General features: G+C 54.7%; 19 protein-coding genes and 1 pseudogene. 4 read left to right on the forward strand and 16 right to left on the reverse strand.

Going from position 1 to position 24,295, the window contains the following annotated elements; translation table 11 throughout:
• Positions 1-354: 354 nt before the first annotated feature.
• Positions 355-630 (reverse strand): tail fiber assembly protein, encoded by a 276-nt coding sequence (locus tag JHD74_RS20985; RefSeq protein WP_233169622.1) that lies wholly within the window; start codon positions 628-630, stop codon positions 355-357.
• A gap of 67 nt (positions 631-697) precedes the next feature.
• Here JHD74_RS20985 and JHD74_RS20990 point away from each other — a divergent pair.
• Positions 698-832, forward strand: a pseudogene (locus tag JHD74_RS20990) (Presumed portal vertex protein); the annotation flags it as partial.
• Positions 833-909: 77 nt separating this feature from the next.
• Here JHD74_RS20990 and JHD74_RS20995 read toward each other — a convergent pair.
• The 10 genes from JHD74_RS20995 to JHD74_RS21040 form a co-directional block, all read right to left on the reverse strand.
• Positions 910-1,578: a hypothetical protein gene (locus tag JHD74_RS20995; RefSeq protein WP_199063440.1), complete on the reverse strand. Its 669-nt coding sequence runs from the start codon at positions 1,576-1,578 to the stop codon at positions 910-912.
• Positions 1,579-2,150: 572 nt separating this feature from the next.
• The gene (locus JHD74_RS21000; RefSeq protein WP_199063441.1) at positions 2,151-3,527 is read right to left on the reverse strand and encodes a DUF3999 family protein; all 1,377 of its coding nucleotides are present in this window, start codon (positions 3,525-3,527) and stop codon (positions 2,151-2,153) included.
• Positions 3,524-6,289: a DUF2339 domain-containing protein gene (locus JHD74_RS21005; RefSeq protein WP_199063442.1), complete on the reverse strand. Its 2,766-nt coding sequence runs from the start codon at positions 6,287-6,289 to the stop codon at positions 3,524-3,526. Before JHD74_RS21005 ends, JHD74_RS21000 begins: the two co-directional genes overlap by 4 nt.
• 103 nt (positions 6,290-6,392) lie before the next feature.
• Positions 6,393-7,850 carry an EmmdR/YeeO family multidrug/toxin efflux MATE transporter gene (locus JHD74_RS21010; RefSeq protein WP_199063443.1) on the reverse strand — a complete coding sequence of 486 codons (1,458 nt, stop codon included), beginning with the start codon at positions 7,848-7,850 and terminating at the stop codon, positions 6,393-6,395.
• A gap of 140 nt (positions 7,851-7,990) precedes the next feature.
• A complete protein-coding gene (locus JHD74_RS21015) occupies positions 7,991-8,680 on the reverse strand; it encodes a VIT family protein (protein WP_065684708.1) in 690 nt (229 codons plus the stop codon).
• Between the two features lie 27 nt (positions 8,681-8,707).
• Positions 8,708-9,319 (reverse strand): hypothetical protein, encoded by a 612-nt coding sequence (locus tag JHD74_RS21020; protein ID WP_233169623.1) that lies wholly within the window; start codon positions 9,317-9,319, stop codon positions 8,708-8,710.
• A complete protein-coding gene (locus tag JHD74_RS21025; protein ID WP_199063444.1) occupies positions 9,316-10,125 on the reverse strand; it encodes an SDR family oxidoreductase in 810 nt (269 codons plus the stop codon). The genes JHD74_RS21020 and JHD74_RS21025 overlap by 4 nt, the downstream gene beginning before the upstream one ends.
• Entirely contained in the window at positions 10,122-10,778 is a 657-nt protein-coding gene (locus JHD74_RS21030) for a TenA family transcriptional regulator (protein ID WP_199063445.1), read from the reverse strand. The genes JHD74_RS21025 and JHD74_RS21030 overlap by 4 nt, the downstream gene beginning before the upstream one ends.
• Positions 10,775-12,214 carry an AMP-dependent synthetase/ligase gene (locus JHD74_RS21035; protein WP_199063446.1) on the reverse strand — a complete coding sequence of 480 codons (1,440 nt, stop codon included), beginning with the start codon at positions 12,212-12,214 and terminating at the stop codon, positions 10,775-10,777. Before JHD74_RS21035 ends, JHD74_RS21030 begins: the two co-directional genes overlap by 4 nt.
• On the reverse strand, positions 12,211-12,858 hold the full coding sequence (locus JHD74_RS21040) for a thermostable hemolysin (RefSeq protein WP_304621713.1): 648 nt from the start codon (positions 12,856-12,858) through the stop codon (positions 12,211-12,213). The genes JHD74_RS21035 and JHD74_RS21040 overlap by 4 nt, the downstream gene beginning before the upstream one ends.
• A gap of 188 nt (positions 12,859-13,046) precedes the next feature.
• On the opposite strand from JHD74_RS21040, the gene JHD74_RS21045 reads away from it, so the two are divergent.
• On the forward strand, positions 13,047-13,700 hold the full coding sequence (locus JHD74_RS21045; protein ID WP_199063447.1) for a Qnr family pentapeptide repeat protein: 654 nt from the start codon (positions 13,047-13,049) through the stop codon (positions 13,698-13,700).
• Positions 13,701-13,819: 119 nt separating this feature from the next.
• Positions 13,820-14,455 (forward strand): glutathione transferase, encoded by a 636-nt coding sequence (gene yfcF, locus JHD74_RS21050; protein WP_199063448.1) that lies wholly within the window; start codon positions 13,820-13,822, stop codon positions 14,453-14,455.
• A 110-nt stretch (positions 14,456-14,565) separates the two neighbouring features.
• Here yfcF and JHD74_RS21055 read toward each other — a convergent pair whose 3' ends face one another.
• Together JHD74_RS21055 and JHD74_RS21060 are read right to left on the reverse strand one after the other, a co-directional pair.
• Positions 14,566-16,020: an NAD-dependent succinate-semialdehyde dehydrogenase gene (locus JHD74_RS21055; RefSeq protein ID WP_021180637.1), complete on the reverse strand. Its 1,455-nt coding sequence runs from the start codon at positions 16,018-16,020 to the stop codon at positions 14,566-14,568.
• A gap of 12 nt (positions 16,021-16,032) precedes the next feature.
• The gene (locus tag JHD74_RS21060) at positions 16,033-17,298 is read right to left on the reverse strand and encodes a 4-aminobutyrate--2-oxoglutarate transaminase (protein WP_199063449.1); all 1,266 of its coding nucleotides are present in this window, start codon (positions 17,296-17,298) and stop codon (positions 16,033-16,035) included.
• A gap of 120 nt (positions 17,299-17,418) precedes the next feature.
• Here JHD74_RS21060 and JHD74_RS21065 point away from each other — a divergent pair, with 120 nt between their 5' ends.
• Positions 17,419-18,891, forward strand: a complete 1,473-nt coding sequence (locus tag JHD74_RS21065; protein ID WP_199063450.1) for a PLP-dependent aminotransferase family protein — start codon at positions 17,419-17,421, stop codon at positions 18,889-18,891.
• A 185-nt stretch (positions 18,892-19,076) separates the two neighbouring features.
• On the opposite strand, the gene JHD74_RS21070 is transcribed toward JHD74_RS21065, so the two are convergent.
• From JHD74_RS21070 to JHD74_RS21080, 3 genes are all read right to left on the reverse strand, one after another.
• Positions 19,077-20,417 carry an APC family permease gene (locus JHD74_RS21070; protein WP_024528192.1) on the reverse strand — a complete coding sequence of 447 codons (1,341 nt, stop codon included), beginning with the start codon at positions 20,415-20,417 and terminating at the stop codon, positions 19,077-19,079.
• A gap of 303 nt (positions 20,418-20,720) precedes the next feature.
• Positions 20,721-22,427, reverse strand: coding sequence for an amidohydrolase (locus tag JHD74_RS21075; protein ID WP_024528191.1), 1,707 nt, complete (start codon positions 22,425-22,427; stop codon positions 20,721-20,723).
• Between the two features lie 74 nt (positions 22,428-22,501).
• The gene (locus tag JHD74_RS21080; protein ID WP_199063451.1) at positions 22,502-24,121 is read right to left on the reverse strand and encodes an ABC-F family ATP-binding cassette domain-containing protein; all 1,620 of its coding nucleotides are present in this window, start codon (positions 24,119-24,121) and stop codon (positions 22,502-22,504) included.
• Positions 24,122-24,295 lie beyond the last annotated feature (174 nt).

Below are 24,295 nucleotides of genomic sequence, written 5' to 3' on the forward strand. Positions count from 1 at the left end.
CACCAAAACCACCACTGCCAGTGACTGTCATTGTGTCATTATCATCGTTTGGAGCGCAAAGCACATATTTGATGAAATTCATTTTTTATTCCTTTTAATTATGAGTATGTAACCGGTAACTCGACGTCTTGCAACCATTATGAGCTTCATGCCCAATGTGTTCACTCAATAGGGGATGTGCTATCACCTGTACAACAATTCAACAGCTGATCGATTTAGCCGATCAATATCATCGTATTGATCTACCGAATCGATTGGACGGGTTTTAACCGAGTGGGATAGGGTGGAGTCTCTCTCCGGCGACACCAGGGAAAGCTTGGAGAGAACACGGCCCGCCTTGCAGCGGGCCATTTTTTAAGCCTCCGGCACCGTCGGCCAATCGATATTCGGCGCAGCTTCAGCATCTATCCGGTTAATCAGCACCCGGTAACGCTTCCAGGCCAGTAACTGCGCCTGCTCATCGGCTGACACTATCCCCAGCTCTTGCGCATCCTGCAACGGGGCGATCTTCTTTGTCGCCAGTGCCAGCCGTTGCGATTTATCTATCTTGGCGGCCTCCACCGCCTGCGCTTTTGACGGCGGTGGGATATCGACCCAGCAGGGTAAACCCTGGCTATCAGCACCCTGCATTTTCCCTTCTGGCCCTTGTGCGCAATACGTCGTCCACTCTGCATCCGTAATGGGTTTTACATCCTCTATTCCATACCCGCTGTTAAGCCAGCAGGAGTTTAGCCGCTATGCGCGAGATTACCTGGTGTTTGGTAACGCGTTCCTGGAACTGCGTAAGAACCAACTCGGTGAACCGATGCGCTTACAGTGTTCACCAGCCAAATAAAAAATATCAGGTATTCTATTTTGCTGATTAAATTGTGCTGGCCTTATCAAAATCACATTTTTGTTCACTTCAGCCTATAGCTTTTCGTAAAAGGCCATTAAAGCACTACATTGTTGTTTATCAACCATATTATTCACAATCAATGTCTGGAGATTTTGAAAATGAAGGGGATCTGTCGAGATCCCTAGCGACTGCAGAAAAGTGGCATAATTGGCATCACAGAAAGCATTGGCAACGAAATAATCATAGGGTTGGTAGCGTCCTAATAGGTTAGTGTAGTCACCCATACTCAAGTTATCAGATAAATCATCTTTCTCGATGTAATAGGCCATGCGTATCATATTTTCTTGAGCTGCTTCCAAGTAATATTTTTGTGCCATTTCAGGGAAGATGGTTGCGGTGCGGTTTTGGGCATGCTGTTTATTTTCAAATTCTTCTCCTAACCCAAAATGAAAAAGTCGCAACCTTTGTATCGGACCCGCGGCTTTCGGAAAGTCCAGCAGATATTCCGTCTGTTTTTTATCCTCCACTGCGATAGCAATATCTAATGCCGTATAAGGGTCATTTTCCGATCCACTAGATGCATAGTTAATCGTCTGCTTCTGCATCGCCTGAACTTTATTACGAATACTTTCCGGCAACTGGCTGGAAGGGATCGCAATGTCCGAACTTTCCAGATTATCCGCACGCGTCATGGAGAAAAACCGCGCAAAATCACCTTGCAGTAAAGCCCCTTCACGCACGGTTACATTCCTAATGGCTTCCTCACTCTGCAGCTTCTGGGCTTAAGAGATATCTTTGTAAACAGCGTGGTATTGCCCTTTTCTCACCCCAAGGAAAGCGTAGAATTTAGTTCTGCTAACGAGATAGAAGGCCATGCTGGTATTATCCTCGCTATAACTAGAGCCCAAGCTTTGCTGTTCTCCCCATGGGTTTGCCAACACTTGTGAAACAGAACGTTTTATCCACTCACTGCTTATCCCAGCTTTACTATAGAAACTCATCGTCAGCATAGGTGAAAACATCAAACCTAGAAAAAACAAACCTAACCACAATAGAACCTGTACTCCTCCACCGTTGATTTTACTACTTGTTTTTTAATAGGCACAGAGATGCCCCACCGGCCAAAAATGTCACAAAGGCAATGCATGCCAGATCGTTAACTAATATGTGCCCTCCAAATATCGGGGCCTCGGTTCCGTTCAATGGCAGATTCATCACCCAAGCGATGCAAAACAGCAATCCAAAGAGGCATACCTAAAAGCTCAGGGTTCTGTCAGCAACATCCCCGTAAGCTTATCCTTTCTCATCCGCCCTATTGCGGCTTCTGCTGAACCTCTTTCCACAGCTTCAAGGCCAGCAACACCAAACCACCCGCCCCTAGAACCAGCAGGAGCCAGAGCAGGCCTTTCTTCCACATGCTGGCCTCTTCTGCGGCATCCACCGCGCTCAAGCGTTCGGTGCCGCCCAGGGTCACTTGAGATTGCAACCCGGCCTGTGGCAATGCATCGGCATCTATCGCTTTACGCAGCTCTGCCGGGATCAGGCTATCTAAAGGGATCGCCTGAGGCTGGGCCGCTTTATTTCCCCACGCCAGCAGGAATGGTGTGGTTCCCTGGGCATTGAATATCAAGGTTTGGCTATCGCGCTCCGCCTTAACCTCTGGCAGCGAATCGCCCCATTGCTGGTTGATGCCTTTCAAACGAATACCCTGCACCAGTAAGCCATTCAGCGGGATTGCCTCTGCGGTGCGGCCATTCACCGAGAACACCACCTGCTTGGTCAGAGGGTGCCAATTGTCACTGGCTGCGCTGCGGTAATCGATCTCGAGTGGCAGCACCGTATTCCCTTGCGTCGGCCGAATGCTGATATTGTTCAAGGGCTGAGGATTCGGCCAGCTATATTCAGCCTCACTGGCCGAAATGGCTTTTTGGTTGAAGGTCAGGCCGATCCTTTGCTGTTCGGTGTGTCTGGAGGCCGCAATCCCCTGTACTGACTGGATCTTCAAATCAGGGGCCGTTTTGGCATCGTTGAACACCAATAGCAGATAACGAGGTCTGGCATAGTCATCAAGATCGATGGTATCCAACAGCAACCGATCGCTGCCGGAGACCAGATCCATCAAGGGCACATCCTCAGCGCTGCTCGACCAGTCTTTTAAATCGCTGCTATAAAACAGGCTAACGCGGGTCTGCCAATTCTCGGGCAGACGCTCCCAGGCTAGTTTCAGCTGGGTCAGGCGGGGATAGTTGCCCTCATGCTGCGGGATCTCCAGCAGATAGGTGTTCCCCATTGGCTTGTCACTATCCACTGGCAAGGTCACTTCAACACCACCTGCGGATTTTAACGAAATCACCTGCTGTTCCTGATTGGTGACCCTTTTGCCATTCATTGGGAACAGGCGCAGAGGGAAAGTCTGTCTATTCTCCTGAGTGGTGACGTTCGCGGCCAGCGCAAAGGGGACAGCCTGCCCCTGATTGTTGAACACCCGCACATCGCGCAGATCTGGCCAAACGCTCTCGGTATACACCGCCTCAGGCAGTTCAATACGGAAAAACGGCGCGCTGCCTTCAGTGGCTAGCGAGATGCCATAGGCGAAATCTTGCGGTTTTTCAGCCACCGGCTGCGCATTGGCTACACCAGCCAGACAAAGTGACCACAGCAGCAACCCGTTATTCAATTTTACTTTCATACATTCCCTCGTTCGCTTGCCACATTGGGTTCCTTACCGCGCACCGCTTTGGGTGGCAATGGGGAAAAATATCCCACGATCAACACCAGTATCGCCACGCCGATAAACGCGATGGCACGAGCCAATCCACCACCCCGGGCACTATCCACCAGCATCAGTTTAACAATGACGATACCGAGCAACGCCGCACCGCCAAACCAGACCTCACGTTGTCCACGGCGGGTTGATAGCACCATGACGATCAGCGCTATCAGCATCCACAGCAAAGCGAAGGTGGTCTGTACCAGGCGCGAGCCCCAGAGCGTATCAACCCGCCAGGCAATATCGGCGTAATAGGCCAGCGCACGCAGGACCGCCCCATTGCCCCACCAGAACAGCACTGCGATAGTAAACAGCGGCAGCGCCTGTCGCAGCAATGCGGCAAATTGCGGGTATTCCCGCCGGACAAACAGCCCCAGAGTCACCAGCGCCAAGAGTGCAAAACCAGCGCCCTCTTCTAACGGGTTCAACAGCGGCAAATAACGCCAGCCTAGACTGACCCCATCAAACACGTTGCCTACCAGCAACAGCAGCAGAGCCAACGCCGCCAATGGAGCCAAGGCAATTGCGCCATATAGCTGACGATGCTCGGCAAACGGCCAGCATCCTTTGCGTAACGCACCATGTGTAGCCAGGATGATCAGGGAGAGGAAGCCCATTTGCAGGCCCAGTTGCCACTCATCCATGCCCCACGGCAAGCGCATCGTGCGCCAAAAGACTTCATAACCCAACGCGAATACCACCATCCAGAACAGCGACAGATGTAATCCCTGCTGCAGGCGCAGTAACGGCAAGGTACCCGCTTCGCGCTTCAGCAACCAGTACGCCACAGGCAAGGCCAGCAGCCAGACCAGATTCGGCCAGCCGAAGGCCAACAAGGAATCCAGGTCAATCAATTGGAACATCAACATGGCTAACATGCCCGGCCACAGCAGCCAAATGCTATAACGCAGTTCGAGCCAGGCCAGCCTTTGTGCTGCCCAACGCCACAGCACTACGGATAGCGTCAACAAGGCCAACGCCAGGAAGGCTCCATAACCATAGTTGAGCGGCAATCGGCCAGCAAAACCGAGTAGGCAAACCAGCCAGATCAGGATGCCGCCAGCCAGGAAGAAACGGCTGACAACCTGTCTGAATGCGGTATAGCTCTCCAGATCGCGCCAGAGGAATGCCACCGCGAGCCAGGTTAATGCCAGTACGGCGAACACAAGCGTGAAGGAGAGCGTCGTCATTCCAGCGCCAAGAGCGAACAGGGCAGAAGCCAAGGCCAGCACCAACAGACCAGAACCGCTGAGGCTCATGCGGATTTGCTTTTGCTCACGACCAAGCCACAGAATGCCCAGCCCTTCCAGCGCCCAAGCCATGGATGTCCACTCAGCGGACAGTGCCAATGGGATCGCCAGCGTAGTGAACACCCCGCCCAGTGCCAAACCGGAGACCGCCAACATACGGCCCAGGGATGGGTAGCGCTTCAATGCTGCCCAGGCCAGTAACAGGTAAGCCAAACCGAAGCCCAGCGCCGAGAACGCCGGGCCAAACTCCCACTGGCGAACGATCAGATACTGCATGCCAAAACCGATTAACGGCGGGCCAAACAGCAGCGCGCCATCGATAATCTTCTCGCCAGGCAGCTGTGCGCGCAGAGTCAAAGCCAGGCATAGCACGCCAAAAATCACGATATTGGCAATCAGGAACAGCTGGCAACCCAGATAGTATTCCGGCAGGTAGTTGTTTACCCCCCACAGCCCGGCAACGCCAAAGGAGAAAACAAAGCCCAGCAGGTTAAGTGGCCGCCACGGTTGCCAGACGCTGATCGCCAAAATGCCCAGCGAAAGCAGCAGGTAATAGGAGAATAGCGCGATATAACTGCCGCCACCGGTGGACAGCAACAACGGTGAAAGGTAGCCACCAATGCTGGCAAGCATCGCCAGGCTGAGGGCGCGCTGCAATACGGCCAGCCCCACGCTGGCGGCGCAGATCACCAGCATCAGGCCAAATGCCAGCATATGGGGCAACAGTTGATAAAGCCGGAAGGCACCAAATACGGTGATATAGAGCGCGCCAACCGCGCCCCCTTGCAGGATCAGGGCATACATCGTCTGTTTAACACGCAGACGCCAGCCAAACCACAGTAAAACGCCGCTCGCCACCGCCGCGCCCATTAACCTGAACTCAATAGGCAACATGTCGCGTTCAACGGTGTATTTCATCAGGTAGGCCAAACCGAAGAACAGCAGCAAGACACCCAGCTTCGCCAACGGGTTGCCTTGCATAAACCAGCCCACCAGCCCGCTGAGCAGGTCGTTTTTCGGTTGCTGTGGCTTATCAATGGCGGGTTTATCAGCAATAGGTGGGTGAGGGATGGTTGTTACTGGTGCGGCTGGTTTTGGAACTGCAGACTCCCATGGCGATATAACCGGAGGGGGGGCAGCCATGTCAGCTGCGGGTTTAACGATAGACTGTTGTGCCGCATGCGCCGCAAAGTCATGCCTTGTCTTCACAGCCACAGGTTGCGCCTGAGAAACGGGCGTTGGCCGCGATCTCCCGGTTTCCTCGAAGCGGAGATCATCCACCTGTTTTTGCAACTGGGTGATGGTCAGTGTCAGTTGGGCAATTTCCCGCTGGTTACGGTTGCCACGGCCAAGCGATACCACCACAGAAATGGGTAATGCCACCAGGCACAGGAACAACGCCAAACCAGCGATAAATATCAATCCATCCATGGTGCACCTTTAGATCATTTATCGTGGCATCAGTCTTACACCAAAACATAACCGCCGACAATGGATTGATACCGCCAACCCGGCTCAGGCTAATAAAATACCGTTAGCTTGGTGGCTGTTCTTCGGCTGACTCTGGCTGGTTTTTTCTCAGGCGTGGATATTTCCATAACCAGCGCCCGCTGACCATACGCCAATAGAAGAAGACTCCACGCACGGCCCAGTCCAAGAACATCCCCAGCCAGACACCCACCACGCCCATGCCAAGCACGATGCCCAGGATATAGCCAGCGACCACTCGACAGCCCCACATGCCCAACATCGTCACCCACATGGCAAACCGGACATCACGTGCGCCCTTCAACCCGGCGGGTAACACCCAGGACGCGGCCCAAATCGGCATAAACGCGGCGTTGAGCCAAATCAGGATTTTGACCACCTCTTTAACATCGTCTTCCTGGGTATAAAATGAGGCAAACAGCCCGGCAAAGGGGGCGGTTCCCCAGGCAATCACCGTCAGGCCAATCGTCGCCAGCCAAAAGACGTGCTTCATCTGCCGCTCGGCCTGAGCAATTTGCCCTTTCCCCAGACGCCTACCGACGATAATGGTCGAAGCAGATCCCAAGGCATTCCCCGGCAGGTTAATCAGGGCCGCGATAGAGAAAGCGATAAAGTTACCGGCGATAACGTTGGTCCCCATCCCCGCCACAAACATTTGTGTCAGCAGTTTGCCAGCGTTGAACAGCACCGATTCGATACTGGCGGGAATACCAATCCCCAGCACCTCACGCAGGATGCTGCTGTTGAGTGGCGTAAAATAGCTTTTGAGCGTAATACGCAGCGCCGGATTAAAGCCCACCGCCAGAACGGCAATAATGGCGATCGCGCCGATATAGCGGGCAATGGTCAGCCCCAGCCCCGCGCCAACAAAACCCAGGCCTTGCCAGCTAAATACCCCATAAATCAGCGTACTGCTGATGAGGATGTTGAGGATATTCATACCGCCATTGATCAACAGCGGGATCTTGGTGTTACCCGCCCCACGCAGGGCGCCGCTACCAATCAGGGCGATGGCGGCTGCCGGATAGCTCCAGACGGTGGTTTGCAGATAAGAGAGCGCCAGCGCTTTGACTTCGGGCGTGGCTTCACCGGCGATCACGTTAATGATCTGTTGCCCGGCCAAATGGATCCAAACCGCCAGCAGCACCGCCAGCACGGTCATTAATACCAGCGACTGGCGTGCCGCCGCCCGCGCCCGTTTGCGATCGCGGGTGCCAAGGCTAAAGGCCACCACCACCGTGGTGCCCAGATCCACCGCCGCGAAAAAGGCCATGATGACCATGTTGAAGCTGTCTGCCAGGCCAACGCCTGCCATCGACTCTTTGCCGAGCCAACTCACCAGGAAGGTGCTGAGCACCCCCATCAGCAGTACGCAGGTGTTTTCCAGAAAGATCGGTACCGCCAGTGGCGTGATTTCGCGCCAAAAGAGCACCCGATAGCTTTTTCGCTTGGCATACCAATGCGTCTTGGCAACGCGCTGGGGCAGTAGCCCGTGTAAGTTCAAGGTTGACCTGTAGCAAGGAAGTGAAACGTCGTTTCAAATGATGGTTTATCAACGCTTACTCTGCAAGCGTTTTCTTCTCACTATGCGTTACGCAGGATGACTGCGACGCAGAGAAAAATATCGCGCTATTGGTTTACCCCTTACCCCGTAACCAAACCAAATAACGCCCCGATCCCCGATGACACTCCCATGGCCAGTGCGCTCCAGAAGGTAATGCGCATCACTCCAGGGCCGATGGGTGCGCCGCCCACTTTGGCCGAAACGCCCCCAAGCACCGCCAGTGAGACCAATGCTGAGCAGGCAATGGCGGGGATGGTCCATTCAGTTGTCGCGATGGCCGCTACACATAGCGGTAATATTGCCCCGGCAGCAAAACTCAATGCTGAAGCCCACGCGGCCTGTAAAGGACGCGCGGTGGTGATTTCTGAGATCCCCAGCTCATCACGCGCATGGGCACCTAGCGCATCATGGTGCATCAGTTTTTCTGCCACTTGTTTAGCCAGAGCCAAATCAAGCCCCCGATGGACATAAATCGAGGTTAACTCCCGGTGTTCACCCTGAAAATCGCTATTCAGCTCAGCTTGCTCTTCAGCCAGAGCGGCCTTTTCAGTATCAGCCTGGGAAGACACTGAAACATACTCACCGGTTGCCATCGACATCGCACCAGCCACCAAACCAGCCACCCCGGTCAAGAGCAAACTTTGCTGAGTTACGTTAGCCGACGCTACGCCCAACAGCAGACTGGCGGTAGACACTATCCCGTCATTAGCCCCGAGAACGGCAGCCCGCAGCCAGCCTATTTTTTCCATGCTGTGTCGTTCCCGGTGCATTTTGTTTCCCTTTATTGACCCGTAGTATCAAAGTTTATCGAGTCGTTGTTGAATGTCCTGATGGCGGCCTTTATCGGCTAATTCTCTGCCTGGGCGGGCAGGGGCCGCCAGTGCTTTCTGTAAATAGAGTTTGCCCTGTGCCTTATGCCCTTGATCTATCAGAAAGTCACCGTAGAAATAGTTGGGATCGATACCCGTTGGATTAATCTGTAAAGCCTGTTTCAACAACAGTTCAGCCTGCTTGTCATCACCAAAGCCAATGGGCCAGCCAGGAACCTGATAATAGAGGGCGCCAAGACTGGTATAGGCGGAGCCATCCAGCGCCTTGGCATCCAACTTTATTGCCAGTTCCAACTTCATTTTCGCCTCTTTGGCCAGTTCCAAAGCACCCAGCCCCCCTTTCTCACCGGCCCAACTACTCTTGACGATCGCAGACCAGATCAACAGGTCTGCGCGTGATCCGTTAGCTACACTGGCTTTATCCGCAACGGCGCTGAGTTGTTCCAGACAGCTTTCTTTCTGTTTCGCCGCAACCTGATACTGGCAAACTGCCCATTGGTTCTGAATATCGGCCAAATCACTCTGGGCAACAGCGGTTGTACTACCAAAGAGCGTCAACACCAACAATAACTTTTTCATCGCGAGTCCTTCTTCTCAAGGGCAGCATTGGCATGGCGGGCAATAATATGCCGCTGTTTAGCCAGCGCTTTATCGACCACTGCAGGGAACAGTGCATTAAGTTTGACAAAGAACCGCTCTGGCCAACCCAACCATCGTCGTTTTATCTGTTTGTTTAACGCAACAATCACCTCATCAGCAACCCATTCAGCACTGTCACTTTTGGTGCCTAACTCAGCATTCATGGCATTAACAGCCGCAGAGTTAAGCGTGGTTTGGGTCGCCCGGGGGGCAAAATAGAGCACGTTAATGGATGAACCGGCAAGTTCTCTGCCGAGTGCTTCACTAAAACCGCGCAGCGCGAACTTGCTCGCGCAATACACGCTATATCCGGCATAACCAATGCTGCCAAAGCTGGAACCGATATTCATAATGATGCCGGGCCGGTCTATATAAGGCAGTAAAGCCCGAGTCAATAATATTGGAGCCTGGATATTTACGGCTAACTGCTGCATTATTTGTTGTTCGCTTTGATCCTCAAGCCAGGCAAAATGATTGGCCCCGGCATTGTTGATCAGGATATCAATACGCTGTTGTTGGCAAAGCAGCTCAACTTGCTGTGTCAATTGCGTGAAATCGCCAAGATCGGCGATCCAAACCTGATGTTTTTCCGGGTGGGGCAATGTGTTAAGCAGCGCGGTGAGCGCCGTTTCATTACGCCCATGTAATATTAGACAAGCCCCCTGCTTTGCCAAGGCATGAGCCAGTGCCTGGCCAATACCGCCACTGGCACCGGTAAGCAAAATACAGCTGTTGTCGAGCCTCATTGTGCTGGCTCCATCAGGCCACGCAGCATGTCGCCATAAAGTTGGTAGACCACTTTGGCAGTATGGATAATCGCGGCACGATCTTCGCTCTTTTCCACCTGGTCCATTAATGATGCAAAAAAGGCCAGATGTTCTTTGTCCAGTTCCCCATGCGAGCTGAGGTAACTCATGGCTTTCTCTGGTAATCCCAGTCCCTGTTTAAGCTGCTCGGCAACGGTGGTGGCAATGGCGACGCTGGTGCCCTCAAGGACATGCACCATACCGAAAATACCCATAGGGTTGAGGCGAGAGACGTGATCGTAGAGGAACGCAATCATCAACTCGATTGCCAATACCGGCTGGCCATAACGAACCGCTTCAGCATCCCCACCACACGTCCTGATATCATTTAATATCCATTCCTGATGGCCATACTCTTCATCAATATATTCGGCAATGGCTCCGCGAACCCATTCATATTCTGAGTTCATCCGGCCGCCCGCTGTCATCAATAAAGGCACGGTATGGCTGACATGATAAAAAGCCTGTGTCAAAAAGGCGATATACATTTCGGCATTAATATTTCCGCAGCGGCAAGCTTCTATGACCGGGGCGGAAATGAGCTTCTCTCTGTCCACCGCCGTCTCTCGCTGTAACAATTGATAAAAACTCATGTGATATCTCCCGCGATTAACTGATGAATATGTGTGTGATAGGTGGACAAAATCTGCTGTCTTTTCGGGCGCCCATTGGTGGTTAATAAACCGTTTTCAACCGTTAACGGTGCCAAAAAATAATGATGGATCCGTGCATAGTCAGGTAACCGTCCATTAAGTTGAGATAGCTGCTCGGCAAGGCTACTTTCATAACCGGCTGTCACTTGGATCAGCGCAACATTTACGGGTAAACCATCACCAAAGATGACCATGCGGGATATTGCTGGAAAAAGCTGAGCCTCTGCCTCGATCCATTCCGGTGAAAAATTTCGGCCAAAGGCGGTGATCTGAATATTCTTTTTGCGGCCGGTGATATGAAGGAAGCCTTGGGCATCAAAATGGCCGAGATCGCCAGTTGCTACCGGGGATCTTGCAGCAGGTTCCCCCAGATATCCCAGCATTGTCGCGCCAGAAATCAAGATCTCCCCATCCGGTGCGATGGTTATCCGGCAGTGCGCTAACGGTTCACCTACCGAGCCAGACAATGCACGCCCTGGCGCATTGAGAGCAACAACCGAGCCACATTCTGATAAGCCATACCCTTCAAAAACCGGCAAACCCAACTGATGCGATTTAACCACTAAATCCGCAGCAACCTTACCCCCGCCGACGGCAACAAAACGCAGGCTCTCCGCCAACCCTGGGTTGTGGGTGCACAACATGACGAATAGACGCAGCAATTCAGGTACCAATACCAGACTGTGCGGCCGCCATTGTGTAATGGCTTGGGCAAGGATCTGAGCGGAAAACTGGCTAGAGCCTGTCAACCCCACTTCCGCCAGCGAGGGGATACGGCTACATACGCCACTGAGCAACGGAACATAAAGCCCGGTAATGTTTTCAAGCAAGGTCGACAGTGGCAGCAATGTCAGATGCTGCTGTATGTTTGCCGCAGCAACCCGCTCGGCAAGCGCCAGACTGACCTGCATCAAGTGCTCCTGACTCAAACATACCCCTTTGGGATGCCCGGTTGTCCCTGATGTATAGGAGATTTTGGCCGTATTAGCGGGTAATTCAGCAACAGATAATGGCTGCCGACGTTGCAGAGGGTAATCAAGGAAAGGGGTCGTTATCCACCCTTGCCGGGCAGGTCCAATCAAGGCATCGGCACCGCTACTTTCCAACAACCAGTCTTGTTGTTCGGCACTGAAAAAAAGGGGTACCGGTATAATGACAATATTGGCTAACAAGCAAGCCAGATCGATCATGGCCCACTCCAGGCCGTTATTCAAAAACAGGGCCAGCCGCGATATTTTCTCATTACTGAGTCGCTCGGCCAGAGAGGTGGTTTGCCGCAATAAATCAGCGTAGCTGATGCTCTGCTGACTATCACATAACGCAGGGCGAGAGCCATCTGTGACCGCAATGTGTTCAATTCGCTCAAAAAGGATCATAGCTGCACGCTCATTTGCACGGGAAAGATATCCGGCATGGGGCCAAACAATGAAAGCAATAAGCTGGTTTCACTCAGAATTTGGCGGCCTTGTTTAAGATCGCCAACCATGACACAGGGCTGCCCCTGATAATATTCTCCCCAGGCCTGGGCATCTTCACCCATTCGATCCGGTAATGCAGGGGCGAGTTCCAGAGGGGTCAGGTGCAACCGGTGGAAGATATTTCTCAACTTTTTGGTCCCGGTAAATGCCACGTATTCGAATTGGTTTTCGTAGAGTAGCCGGCAAATCGCCGCAAACATGATCCGGGCATTTCCGGATTCAGAACAGGCAAAGTTTCCTATTTCAACCAGACGGTTACGTGGCAAGATTATTCCCGTCTGCGCGACAGCCACCTCTTCAATCTGCGCATCCAGATAACGCTCAAGGTACAGCACCGAGTTGTCAGCACGGTTCAGACCACAGGCACCAACCAGAACGCCATCAGCGCGGTACATGCCTAACAGATAAGGCAGGAAGTGAGGAATGAGCGCATTAAACTGCCGACCATATTCGTGCTGTATATAAGCCTGTAATAAGGCCCTGTGCTCATGGTCCTCAGCAAACGACAGCTGGTACGGTGCCTGGATATGCATACTCATCATCGCGCCCCTCTGACTGATAATGAGCAGTGTAGCGATGCAAGCTTAAGAAAGAGTTAAGGCGGAGAGAACACAGCCCCCTATTTAAAACCCAACGCCATCAAGCAAGCTGACTGCTTTATACACTATTTCCCTTCACCGTTAACCTCAGGTAGTATCACCATAAACTGTATAAAAAAACAGGTAACAACATGCAACCCTTACTGCTGCATTCCGCCAAGATTTCCCGTGATCAATTCCGTGGTGAAACCATCACCAACGGCAAGTTTCTGAACTGCGATTTCTCCGGCACCGATCTGACTGATACCCAGTTTATCGGCTGTGTTTTCTATGATGAAGAGACCCAGCTCGGGTGTAACTTCAGCCGCGCGGTGTTGAAAGATGCCAGCTTTAAAAGCTGCGATCTCTCACTGGCCGATTTCAGAAATACCCAGGCCCTCGGCCTGGAGATCCGCGAATGCAAGGCACAGGGGGCTGATTTCTGTGGTGCCAGCTTTATGAACATGATTTCGCAGCGCAGCTATTTTTGCAGCGCCTTTATCATCAAAAGCAATCTGAGCTACAGCAACTTCTCCAAGGTGGTACTGGAGAAATGTGAGCTGTGGGAAAACCGCTGGAGTGGCGCTAACGTGTTGGGAGCCAGCTTTATTGGCTCCGATCTGTCCGGCGGGGAGTTCAACCAGTTTGACTGGCGGGCCGCCACCTTCAACCACTGCAATCTGACTGGCGCAGAGCTGGGGGAGATGGATATCCGCCAGGTTGATCTGGAGGGAGTACAGCTGGATAGCCAGCAGGTCGTTGGATTAATCGATCGGCTGGGGATAATCCTGGTCAGTGACTCCTGATTACCAGCCGCCATCACAGTGCCTAATACGACATTACGATTAATCATCGGCCATCGCCTTGATTTTATTGCGCCCTTCGCCAATGATTCCAAATACCTTTCCCATCCTCAAGGATCCCTATGAACCCATCGGCCACTGTTCTCTACACCGATAGCGACTTTTTCAGCCCCTATGCCATGTCGACCTTTGTGGCGCTCACGGAGAAAGGCATGCCGTTTACCGTCAAGCCGGTGGATCTTTCACTGGGGGAACAGCAAAGCCAGGCCTACGGCAGCCTGTCATTAACGCTGCGGGTGCCGACGTTGGTGATGGGTAGCTTCCAGCTTTCCGAGTCTTCCGCCATTGAGGAATATTTGGAAGAACTCCACCCAGCTCATCCGCTCTACCCGCGTGACATCAAACAGCGCGCCAAAGCCCGTGAAATCCAGGCCTGGTTGCGTAGCGATCTGTTGTCGTTGCGGGCCGAACGCCCAACCGAGGTAATTTTCAGCGCGGGTAAATTTGCCCCATTGAGTGCGGATGCCCAACGGGCAGCCAACAAACTGCTGACTGCGGCGCAAAAGTTGCTGAGCCACGGCCAGGATCATCTGTTCCACGAATGGTGTATCGCCGATACCGATCTGGCCCTGATGCTCAACCGGCTGGTGATACACGGCGATCAGGTACCGGAACCGCTGCGCCACTATGCACAAAAACAGTGGCAGCGCCCATCGGTGCAGGCGTGGTTGGCATTACCAGAGAAAATACGGAGCTAAAAAAACCGGCGGCCACGACGCCGCCGTTCTCAACGGTGAGAAACATCACTTCTTGCTCGGAGGAAACGCTCCCCAGCGTAGGCCACCGGGGAGCGTTCAAGTCTTGAGGGTTAACAGCTCACGTCAATACACAGGTATTTCAGTTCCAGATACTCTTCGATGCCGTAGCGGGAGCCTTCGCGCCCCAGCCCAGACTGTTTGATACCGCCGAAAGGCGCTACCTCGTTGGAGATCAAACCGGTATTGATACCCACCATGCCGTATTCCAACGCCTCCGGCACCCGCCATTGACGGGCGGCGTTTTGCGTAAACAGGTAAGCAGCCAGACCAAATTCGGTATCGTTGGCCATCGCGATAGCTTCTGCTTCATCATGGAAACGGAACAGCGGTGCAACCGGGCCAAAGGTTTCTTCTTTGGCAAAGCGCATCTGCTGGGTCACACCGGTAACCACCGTCGGCTGGAAGAAGGTACGGCCCAACGCATGCGGTTGCCCGCCGGTCGCGATCTGTGCCCCTTTGATCAGCGCATCATCAATGTGGCTCTGCACTTTTTCTATCGCAGCCTCATCGATCAGCGGCCCCTGCGTCGTCCCTTCCTGTGTGCCATCACCGACTTTCAGTTGTTCAACCGCGGCCACCAGCTTATCCACCAGGCGATCGTAGATGCCGTCCTGCACGTAAATACGGTTGGCACAAACGCAGGTCTGCCCGCTGTTGCGGAATTTGGAGGCCATGATCCCGGCAACGGCTGCGTCCAGATTCGCATCGTCAAACACAATCACTGGTGCGTTGCCGCCCAGTTCTAATGAAAGCTTTTTAATGGTTGGCGCACATTGCGCCATCAGGATGCGCCCAACCTCGGTCGATCCGGTAAAGCTCAGCTTGCGTACTACCGGGCTGTCACACAGCACTTTGCCCACCTGAGCCGCTTCGCCGGTTACTACTTGCAATACGCCTGCGGGAATACCGGCATCCTGCGCCAGTTTGGCCAATGCCAATGCCGTCAGCGGCGTTTGCTCAGCCGGTTTGACGATCATGGTGCAGCCTGCTGCCAACGCTGGGGCCGCCTTACGGGTGATCATCGCTGCTGGGAAGTTCCACGGCGTGATCGCCGCGCAGACGCCGATCGGTTGTTTCACCACAACCAGACGTTGCGAAGCCTGTGGTGCCTGTAATACGGCGCCGTCTACACGCTTGGCTTCCTCAGCGAACCAGGTAATAAACGAGGCAGCATAGGCCACTTCGCCACGCGCTTCCGCCAGCGATTTACCCTGCTCAGCGGTCATCAGCTGCGCCAGATCTTCCTGAGCCGCCATGATTTTATCGGCCCAAGCCAGCAACAATACGGAACGCTGCTTGGCGGTCTGTTGCTTCCAGCCGATTTGTGCCTGCTGCGCGGCGTTAATTGCCTGCTGGGTTTCCTCTGCGCTCACCAGAGGCACCGTTGTCAGCTCCACTCCGTTGGCCGGGTTGATCACGGCTTCACGTTTGCCGCTGCGCGCATCACACCACTCGCCATTAATCAGGCATTGGCTACGCAGCAGATCGGGGTTTTGCAGTTTCATGAATATTGCTCCTTATTGGGCCAGCGCGCGGGAAAGGATTGCCAGCGCCTGGTTAAACTGGGCATCAGGAATGGTCAGCGGGTACAGGAAACGGATCACGTTACCGTTCACCCCACAGCTGAGTAGCAACAGTCCTGCTTCCTGGGCTTTTTGCTGTACCTGACGGGTAAACTCCGGCGACGGTTTACCGGTTGCCGGGTCGTTGAACTCTACCGCCACCATGGAACCCAGCGCGCGAATATCTACAATCGCCGGGCAGTGGCTACGTGCCTGTTGCAGCACTTCCACCAAATGTTGCCCCAAACGCTGGGAGCGTTGGCACAGTTGTTCTTCTTCAATCACGTCCAATACCGCCAGCGCGGCAGCAACGGCTAATGGGTTACCGGCGTAGGTACCACCAAGGCCACCAGGGGCCGGGGCATCCATCACTTCAGCACGGCCCGCCACGGCAGACAACGGCATACCACCAGCCAGGCTCTTCGCCATGGTGATCAGGTCCGGTTTCACCGCATAGTGGTCCATCGCAAAAAGCTTGCCGGTACGAGCAAAGCCGGTCTGCACCTCATCGGCGATCAGCAGGATACCGTGTTGGTCACACAGCGTACGCAGCGCCTGCATGAATTCTGCCGGAGCCACGTTAAAGCCCCCTTCCCCCTGCACCGGCTCCAGTACAATCGCGGCAACCTGCTTAGGATCGATATCGGCCTTAAAGATGCGTTCCAGGCTATTCATGGCATCTTCGGTGCTGACACCATATAGCGCATTCGGATACTGGCCATGGAACACGGAGCCAGGGAACGGGCCAAAGCCCAACTTGTAAGGGGCCACTTTACCCGTCAGTGCCATGGTCATATAGGTACGGCCATGGAATCCGCCGCCGAAGGTGATCAGGCCTGGGCGCCCGGTGTAAGCACGAGCGATCTTCACCGCGTTCTCTATCGCTTCTGCGCCAGTGGTGAAGAAGGCGGTTTTACAGGTGCCTTCGATCGGAGCACGTTGGTTGATGCGCTCTGCCAGCGAAATATAGCTTTCATAAGGCACGATCTGGTATGCCGTATGGGTAAACGCCTGAAGCTGCTTTTCAATGGCGGCGATCACCTTGGGATGACGGTGGCCGGTATTGAGCACCGCAATGCCCGAGGCAAAGTCGATCACCTCATTGCCTTCCACATCCCACAGGGTGGCATTTTCTGCACGCTCGGCGTAAAAACCACACATCACGCCAATCCCTCTTGGGGTAGCGGCCAGACGACGTTGATTCAGTTCTGCGTTTTTCATGCTGTTCTCTCCGGGCGGGACCAGTTATCGGTTTTGTTCACAAACGTGAAACATTGCGTTTATTTACACCTGATGTGGCCCTATAATCGAGTGCCAGTTACGATTAATTGAGGGATCCAATTGCGCTCATTGAGTGGTGACCTGCTGCTGCAACGCCTCGGCGAGCAGCCCGATGATAAACTGCACAAGCGGTTATACAATGCCATTCGTACCAGTATTCTGGACGGCAGCCTGCCCCCTTCCAGCCGCCTGCTGGCGTCACGCGATCTGGCAAAAGAGCTGGGTCTCTCACGTAATACGGTTTTAACCGTTTATGAACAATTACTGGCGGAAGGATATGTGTTTTCGCGCCAGGGAAGTGGAACCTTCGTCGCAGAAACGGTACCCGACAGCTGTTTATCCACCGCCAGCCAGCCGATTGCCGTTGACGGTGAGCAACGGCGTGCCGAGCTGTCACAACGTGGCATCACGCTACTGCAACACGCCAGCGCTAGCCCGAAACAGTGGGGAGCGTTTATTCCCGGCGTCCCCGACGTGAATGCTTTCCCGCATCACATCTTCAGCAAACTCCAGGCACGCATCAGCCGCCGCCCGACCTCACAGCGCTTAACCTACAGCAACCAGGGCGGCAGCCCGGAGCTGCGGCATGCGTTGGTGGACTATCTACGGGTGTCGCGTTCGGTGCGCTGCTCGCCGGAACAAATTCTGATCACCGAAGGCATTCATCAGGCGATCGATCTGGTCACCCGCATGCTGTGTAATCCTGGAGATGACGCCTGGATCGAGGAACCTGGCTATTGGGGGATCCGCAATATCCTGCGCATGAACGGCGTCAATATCTGCCCCTGGGCGGTGGACGAGGCCGGGATGGTGCCACCAGAACAACCGGCGGCCTTGCCACGGCTGATTTTTGTCACCCCTTCGCACCAATACCCGTTGGGCTCGGTCATGAGCCTGGCTCGTCGGCAACGGCTGCTAGCTTTGGCCCGTGCGGCTGGCGGCTGGATCGTGGAAGATGATTATGACAGTGAATTTCGCTTCTCTGGCCAACCTATCCCGGCCTTGCAGGGGTTGGAAGCCGATGCGCCGGTGATCTACATCGGCACCTTCAGCAAAACGCTCTATCCGGCCCTGCGGCTGGGCTATGTGGTGCTCCCCAAGCCATTGATGGACGAGTTAAAAACGGCTCACGCCGAGCTTTATCGTGGCGGTCATTTGATCATTCAGGCGGCGCTGGCGCAGTTTATTCAAGAAGGCCACTATACGGCACATATCCGCCGCATGCGGTTGCTGTATGCCAAGCGGCGTGGGTTCCTCACCGCGTTGATTGAACAGCATCTGGGTAAGCAGGCGTTGAGCGAGTTCAACAGCAACGCTGGGCTGCATCTGGTGCTCAACCTGCCAGATGATGCAGACGATGTCGCCATCGCTGCGGCGGCCAATGAACGCGGGGTGCTGGTAAGAGCGTTGTCACGGTATTACATGCTGCCAAACGCGCGACGCGGGCTGCTGATGGGCTTTGCTTGTGTGCCAGAAGAACAAATGGCGGCGGCGTTTGACGTGTTGTTGGAGTGTATAGGTCCCTCACCCTAACCCTCTCCCACAGGGAGAGGGAACCGATCGAGTGGGCTGAAAGTATCGTGATTCTTCATGAGCACCGGCTGATTCGCCTTGGCTGAAGGGGGCGCTCGCGTTTGCTGAGATTGCCTATTTACTGCCAAAAGAGCAGGGACTAACAGCTCCCTCTCCCTGTGGGAGAGGGTTGGGGTGAGGGGGCATCAATCCAGCAGGTGGTTGATATCATCCTGGGTGGATGGGGGATCCTGACGCATCCCCTTGGTCAGCCACAGCAGATAAATAAAACCAGCAAACAGCCAGGTGAAGCCCACTTTCAGCGCTTCGGGATCCAGGTTGACCCACAGCCACACTGACATACCGAAGCCAATCAGCGGCAGCAGGCCGTATTTGAACATCGCGTTCAGCCCACGGCGTTTTTGGTTGATCAGGAAATGTTTGATCACGCTGAGGTTAACGAAGGTGAATGCCCCCAGTGCGCCAAAGCTGATCATCGACACCACCATGCTCAAATCCATCCACAGCGCCAGCAACGAGATGATGGCGACAAACACAATCGCGCGCCACGGAGTGCGGAAACGAGGGTGCAGATGGTAGAACACTTTACGCGGCAACACGCCTTCACGCCCCATGGCGTAGAAGATACGTGAGACACCGGTTTGTGCAGACATGGAAGAGGCATACACCCCGGTGAGGTAAGTGGCCATAAAGAAGTTGTACATCCACTTGCCGCCCACGTGTTCTGAGATAATCAGGCTGGCGGTATCCTGATGCGGGATCAGCGATTGCCAGTCAGGATAGGCCAGATGCGCGGCGTAGGAGACGGCAACAAAGATGCCACCGGCACAGATCACGGTAATCAGGATCGCGCGCGGCAGAGTACGTTTGGCGTCGGCGGCCTCTTCGGCCATGGTGGCAATAGCATCAAAACCCAGGAAGGCCAGGCACAACACCGCAGCACCGGCGATCAGGCCAGAGAAGTCACTGGCATCCACCAGCAGCGGTTTCATCAATGACGCCGGGCTGAGGTCGGCCTCGCTAAATGCCAGCACGATAAACAGCACGATAAACACCATCTGCAAGGCAATCAGCGTGAAATTCACCGAGCTAAGCAGGCGCACGCCCAGAATATTCAGCGCGCTGACGCTGGCAATGGAGCCAAGAATAAACACGTAAGCAGGGATCGATGGGAATGCCTCGTGCAAGAAGATACCTAAAACCAGATAGTTAAGCATCGGCAGGAACAGATAATCGAGGATCTGCGCCCAACCTACCAGGAAACCGGTTTTACCACCAAAACTGCGCTGTACGTAGGAATAGGCCGAACCTGCCAGCGGCATGGCGTTGGTCATCCGGCAATAGCTCAGGGCGGTAAACAGGATGGTCACGATGGTAACCAGATAAGCGACGGGTAAGTGACCCTGGCTTAACACGGTAACCTGACCGTAGGTGGTAAACACGCCCAGTGGCACCATATAGGCAAGGCCAAACGCAACCAGGGCGGGGGTTTTAAGAACTCGTTGCAACCGAATGTTTTGCGGCATTACCGTATCATCTCCTGGCGCAGCTCAGCGCTATTCAGGGCCAATCCCAATAGGCTATTTGATTCGCTGCGGTAAAAACAAGGGGACGGATTCTGGCACAAGTTAGGCTGCCGGGGAAGCTAACAATCCGCTTTCAGAAAACCGGGTGGCAATAGGTAAAGAACTGGGGCACAACCCGTTGATTTATTGTTTGCAGGATGAGGAAAAGCGGTAAAAATTACCCTTCACGGCAATGTGCCGAATTTGTAGAGGCGCTGCATGCAACGCCCCCAGGTAAAAATGACCGCTTAATTCACATTGCTATCAGGATTGATAGCTGATCTTCCCGCCAACCAACGTCCGCTCGATGCGGGTTTGGTACAGTTTCTCTGCCGGTTGCTCAAACAGATTATGGTGCAGGACGATCGCATCGGCAAATTTGCCCACTTCCAGCGAGCCAATGTACTGCTCTTTGGCGATCATATAGGCCGCATCGATGGTGGCTGCGCGCAGTGTCTCGATCAGGGTCAGATCGCGATCGTTGTCCAGGCGTGGCCCGGCAGGATTACCTTCGCTATCCCAGGCGCGGCGGGTCATCCCCACCTGCAGGTTATACCACTCATCCAAGCGATCGATGGGCCAGTCGCTGCCATAGGCCAGCCGCGCACCGGCATCCAGGAAGCGTGCCGCGGGCTCAAGGTGAGGGAAACGGGCTTCACCCAGCATCTCGCGCTCTTCATCGATCAACACGCCCGGTAAACCGGCCCACTGGAACGAAAGCACCGCCGTTGCCGCCAAAGAGGCAAAGCGCGCGTACTGATGCGGCGCAACCAATTCGTTATGGGCCAAGCCTGGGCGGATATCCTTGCCCGGGCAAGCCGCACGCATTAGCTCAACCGCATCCAGCACCTGCTCGATTGCGCCATCGCCTACCGTATGGGTATGCGGATGCAGGCCAGCGCGGCCACACTCGACGATCAGCGCGTTCAGCACCGGCGTGGTGAAGTAGAGATCGCCATAACGCTCACTCTTGGCTTCCCCATGATGTTCACGATAAGGCTCTAGCAGCGCCGCCGTCATAGTCGGTGGCTGCAACACGCCGTCGACGAACAGCTTGAGATGGCCAACAGAGATCCCGGCCTGCGGCGTCCAAGGCTGGCTACTCCACCGTTCGGCAAAGGCGACAACCTCTTGCACCGCACGGGCTGCGTCTTCCGGCCCTTGTACGCTGTCTGGTGTGACTTCTTTGGCCCCCAGCACACGTAAGGTCAGCTCACCGCGATCGCGCAGTACGGCGAAAGCCTCCAACTGTTCCGCAAACACGCGGGTATCCATCACAGTGGTCACGCCTTGCGTATGCAGCACCTGCTGCACATGAGCCGCTACCTGCACGTTCTGTTCCGCCGTGCCGGAAGGAATACTGTCAAAGGCGCGCATGGCCGGAGCATCCTCCAGGATCCCGGTCAGTTGACCATCGGCATCGCGGGCGATCTTGCCGTCCGGCGGCACCGGGGTATTTTCATCAATGCCCAGCATCTCCAGCGCACGGCTGTTGGCCGCCAGCGTGTGGCAATCGTTAGAGAACAGTGCCACCGGGCGGCGAGTGTTGAGGGTGTCCAGCAAGCTACGGCTCATATCCGCGCCAACCGGGATCATCGCCTGACGCTGCCAGGCACGTACCGTCAGCCATTCGTCATCGCCAGCCGGATACTTATCCAGATGCGCCTGAATATGTTGCAGGGTTTGCTCAGCCGTCAGCGCCGCATAGTGCAAGCTGCAACCCTTGAGCTGTTTGCCGCCCCAGAATGGGTGCATATGGCTGTCGATCAGGCCCGGCATCATCATTTTGCCGTGCAGATCGATGCGTTCGGTGGTGGGTGTCGCCAGCGCAAGCACCTGCTCATCAGTCCCTACCGCAAGAATGTATCCCTGCCCTATCGCCAACGCACTACAAACACGATTTTCCGCATCTGCGGTGAAGATAGTGCCGTTGTAATAAATTACCTCGGCTGCTGTTGCCACTGGAGTCATAGTCATTGTCTCGAAACCTCACAAAATGACCTTAAGTATACCAAAAACTCCCCAGCTTGGCCCCTCAGGCAGGGTTACATTGCTTGAAAGCACCAACCCGCTGCCGACCAGGACAAACGATGGGTCAGCCGCAGCGCCCGCAAGAAATCCTCATCGTGCGACACTACCAGCATCGCACCAGGGAACTCCGCCAGCGCCGCTTCAATTGCCTGCGATGAGGCCAGATCCAAATGGTTGGTCGGTTCATCCAGCAGCAGGAGCTGCGCAGGCTCACGCCGCCACAGCACACAGGCCAGCGCCGCTTTCAACCGCTCTCCACCACTCAATGCCGCCAACGGCAGCGTGACCCGGTCGGCATTCAGTTGCAGTTGCGCCAGTTGGCTACGCAACACTCCTTCGGCTAACGGGGTATCCTGTAAACCTAGATGATCGACCACCGAGCGAGTCAGATCGAGCTGGGACAGGTTTTGATCGAGATAGGCCAGCGATACCGAGCAATGGCAATGGCCAGCGCTGGCAGCCAGTTGCCCCAGGATCACCTTCAGCAGCGTGGATTTGCCACAGCCGTTCGGGCCGGTGATGGCCACACGCATCGGGCCATCCATCCTCCAGTCGAGCGGTGGCAAGGAGACGAACGGCAACTGCAACTGTTCCAGTACCAGCACCTGCTTACCCGCGGCTACCGCGCTGCCCGGTAAGGTCAGCATCACCGGGTTATCTTCTTCAACCCGTTCCCTCGCCTCGCGTACCGCTTCATCCAACGTGTTCTTTTGCCCCTGATGCTGTTTACGCAAGGTCCCCATCGTGTCGCGGGCAGCCCCCTTGAGGGCTGCTTTCTCAAAAGAGGCGATATTCAGCGAGTCCACGGTTCTCAGCGTACGGGCGGAGTGACGCTGGTAATTGTCGTGTTCTTTTTGCTGGCGGGCGCGGACGCGCCGTCTTTCCAACGCGGCATGTTCAAGTTGAGCACGTGCCGCCTGTTGCTCTTGCTCCCGCAGCCGATGGTATTCGTGATAATTGCCACCGTAGCTACGTAATGCCTCAGGAGTCAGTTCGACAATCCGCTGCATCCGTGACAGCAGTTGCCGATCGTGGCTGGCAATCAACAGACCGCCGCGCCACTGTCCCAATTGCTGATACAGCCATTCACGGCCCGTGCTATCGAGGTGATTGGTCGGTTCGTCCAGCAACAGGAAATCAGCCCCCGACATTATCGCGCCACACAAAGCCGCACGCATACGTTCGCCACCACTCAGTTCGCTGGCTGGCCGTTGCGGATCAAAATCAGACAATCCCGCCGCCGCAAAAGCCGTGCTCAAGCGATCCGCCAGATCCCACTGGCCCTCAAGACGATCGATATCGTCCAGCCGTGGGCAACCTTGCTCAAGACGGGCCTGGGCGGCAAACACCTCACCGTAGCCCAGCAACGTTGCCAGGGTCGTCTGTTCGGTGAAGTGCGGCTGCTGCGCCACATAGGCAAAGGTTGCCTGCGTCTCAATATGACCTGACGCGGGTTGATCCAGCCCGGCAATCAGACGTAGCAGGCGAGTTTTTCCCACGCCGTTACGCCCCACCAGGCCACAGTGCAGCTGTTCAACGGCCAGATTAAGCGGGCCAAACAGCGTTTCGCCATTGGCAAACTGACAGGTAAATTGATGTAAAACGAAATAAGGGGACTGCGCAAAATGAGCCATAAGCACTCCTGAATGAAATCAAAACCTCCCCATACGGCACGAGCGTGCTCGGTACAGGGCCAGATATCAGCAGGTGTGGTTGTTCATTTTCGGTAATGGCTCCGCAGAGAGAAAAGGGATAAGGCGAGCCGATGTTAGCCGATCTTTTATACCGATTGCAAACATGAGGTCTAT

It is taken from the genome of Serratia sp. ASV30 (genome assembly GCF_016428815.1).
GTDB classification, from domain to species: domain Bacteria; phylum Pseudomonadota; class Gammaproteobacteria; order Enterobacterales; family Enterobacteriaceae; genus Chania; species Chania fonticola_C.

Coding starts and splice junctions, on each gene's coding strand:
- JHD74_RS21045 (WP_199063447.1), top strand. CDS start 13,047: ATGCAACCCTTACTGCTGCATTCCGCCAAGATTTCCCGTGATCAATTC.
- JHD74_RS21035 (WP_199063446.1), bottom strand. CDS start 12,214: ATGATCCTTTTTGAGCGAATTGAACACATTGCGGTCACAGATGGCTCT.
- yfcF (WP_199063448.1), top strand. CDS start 13,820: ATGAACCCATCGGCCACTGTTCTCTACACCGATAGCGACTTTTTCAGC.
- JHD74_RS21075 (WP_024528191.1), bottom strand. CDS start 22,427: ATGACTCCAGTGGCAACAGCAGCCGAGGTAATTTATTACAACGGCACT.
- JHD74_RS21060 (WP_199063449.1), bottom strand. CDS start 17,298: ATGAAAAACGCAGAACTGAATCAACGTCGTCTGGCCGCTACCCCAAGA.
- JHD74_RS21005 (WP_199063442.1), bottom strand. CDS start 6,289: ATGGATGGATTGATATTTATCGCTGGTTTGGCGTTGTTCCTGTGCCTG.
- JHD74_RS21040 (WP_304621713.1), bottom strand. CDS start 12,858: ATGATGAGTATGCATATCCAGGCACCGTACCAGCTGTCGTTTGCTGAG.
- JHD74_RS21025 (WP_199063444.1), bottom strand. CDS start 10,125: ATGAGGCTCGACAACAGCTGTATTTTGCTTACCGGTGCCAGTGGCGGT.
- JHD74_RS21055 (WP_021180637.1), bottom strand. CDS start 16,020: ATGAAACTGCAAAACCCCGATCTGCTGCGTAGCCAATGCCTGATTAAT.
- JHD74_RS21015 (WP_065684708.1), bottom strand. CDS start 8,680: ATGCACCGGGAACGACACAGCATGGAAAAAATAGGCTGGCTGCGGGCT.
- JHD74_RS21030 (WP_199063445.1), bottom strand. CDS start 10,778: ATGAGTTTTTATCAATTGTTACAGCGAGAGACGGCGGTGGACAGAGAG.
- JHD74_RS21070 (WP_024528192.1), bottom strand. CDS start 20,417: ATGCCGCAAAACATTCGGTTGCAACGAGTTCTTAAAACCCCCGCCCTG.
- JHD74_RS21020 (WP_233169623.1), bottom strand. CDS start 9,319: ATGAAAAAGTTATTGTTGGTGTTGACGCTCTTTGGTAGTACAACCGCT.
- JHD74_RS21000 (WP_199063441.1), bottom strand. CDS start 3,527: ATGAAAGTAAAATTGAATAACGGGTTGCTGCTGTGGTCACTTTGTCTG.
- JHD74_RS20985 (WP_233169622.1), bottom strand. CDS start 630: ATGCAGGGTGCTGATAGCCAGGGTTTACCCTGCTGGGTCGATATCCCA.
- JHD74_RS21080 (WP_199063451.1), bottom strand. CDS start 24,121: ATGGCTCATTTTGCGCAGTCCCCTTATTTCGTTTTACATCAATTTACC.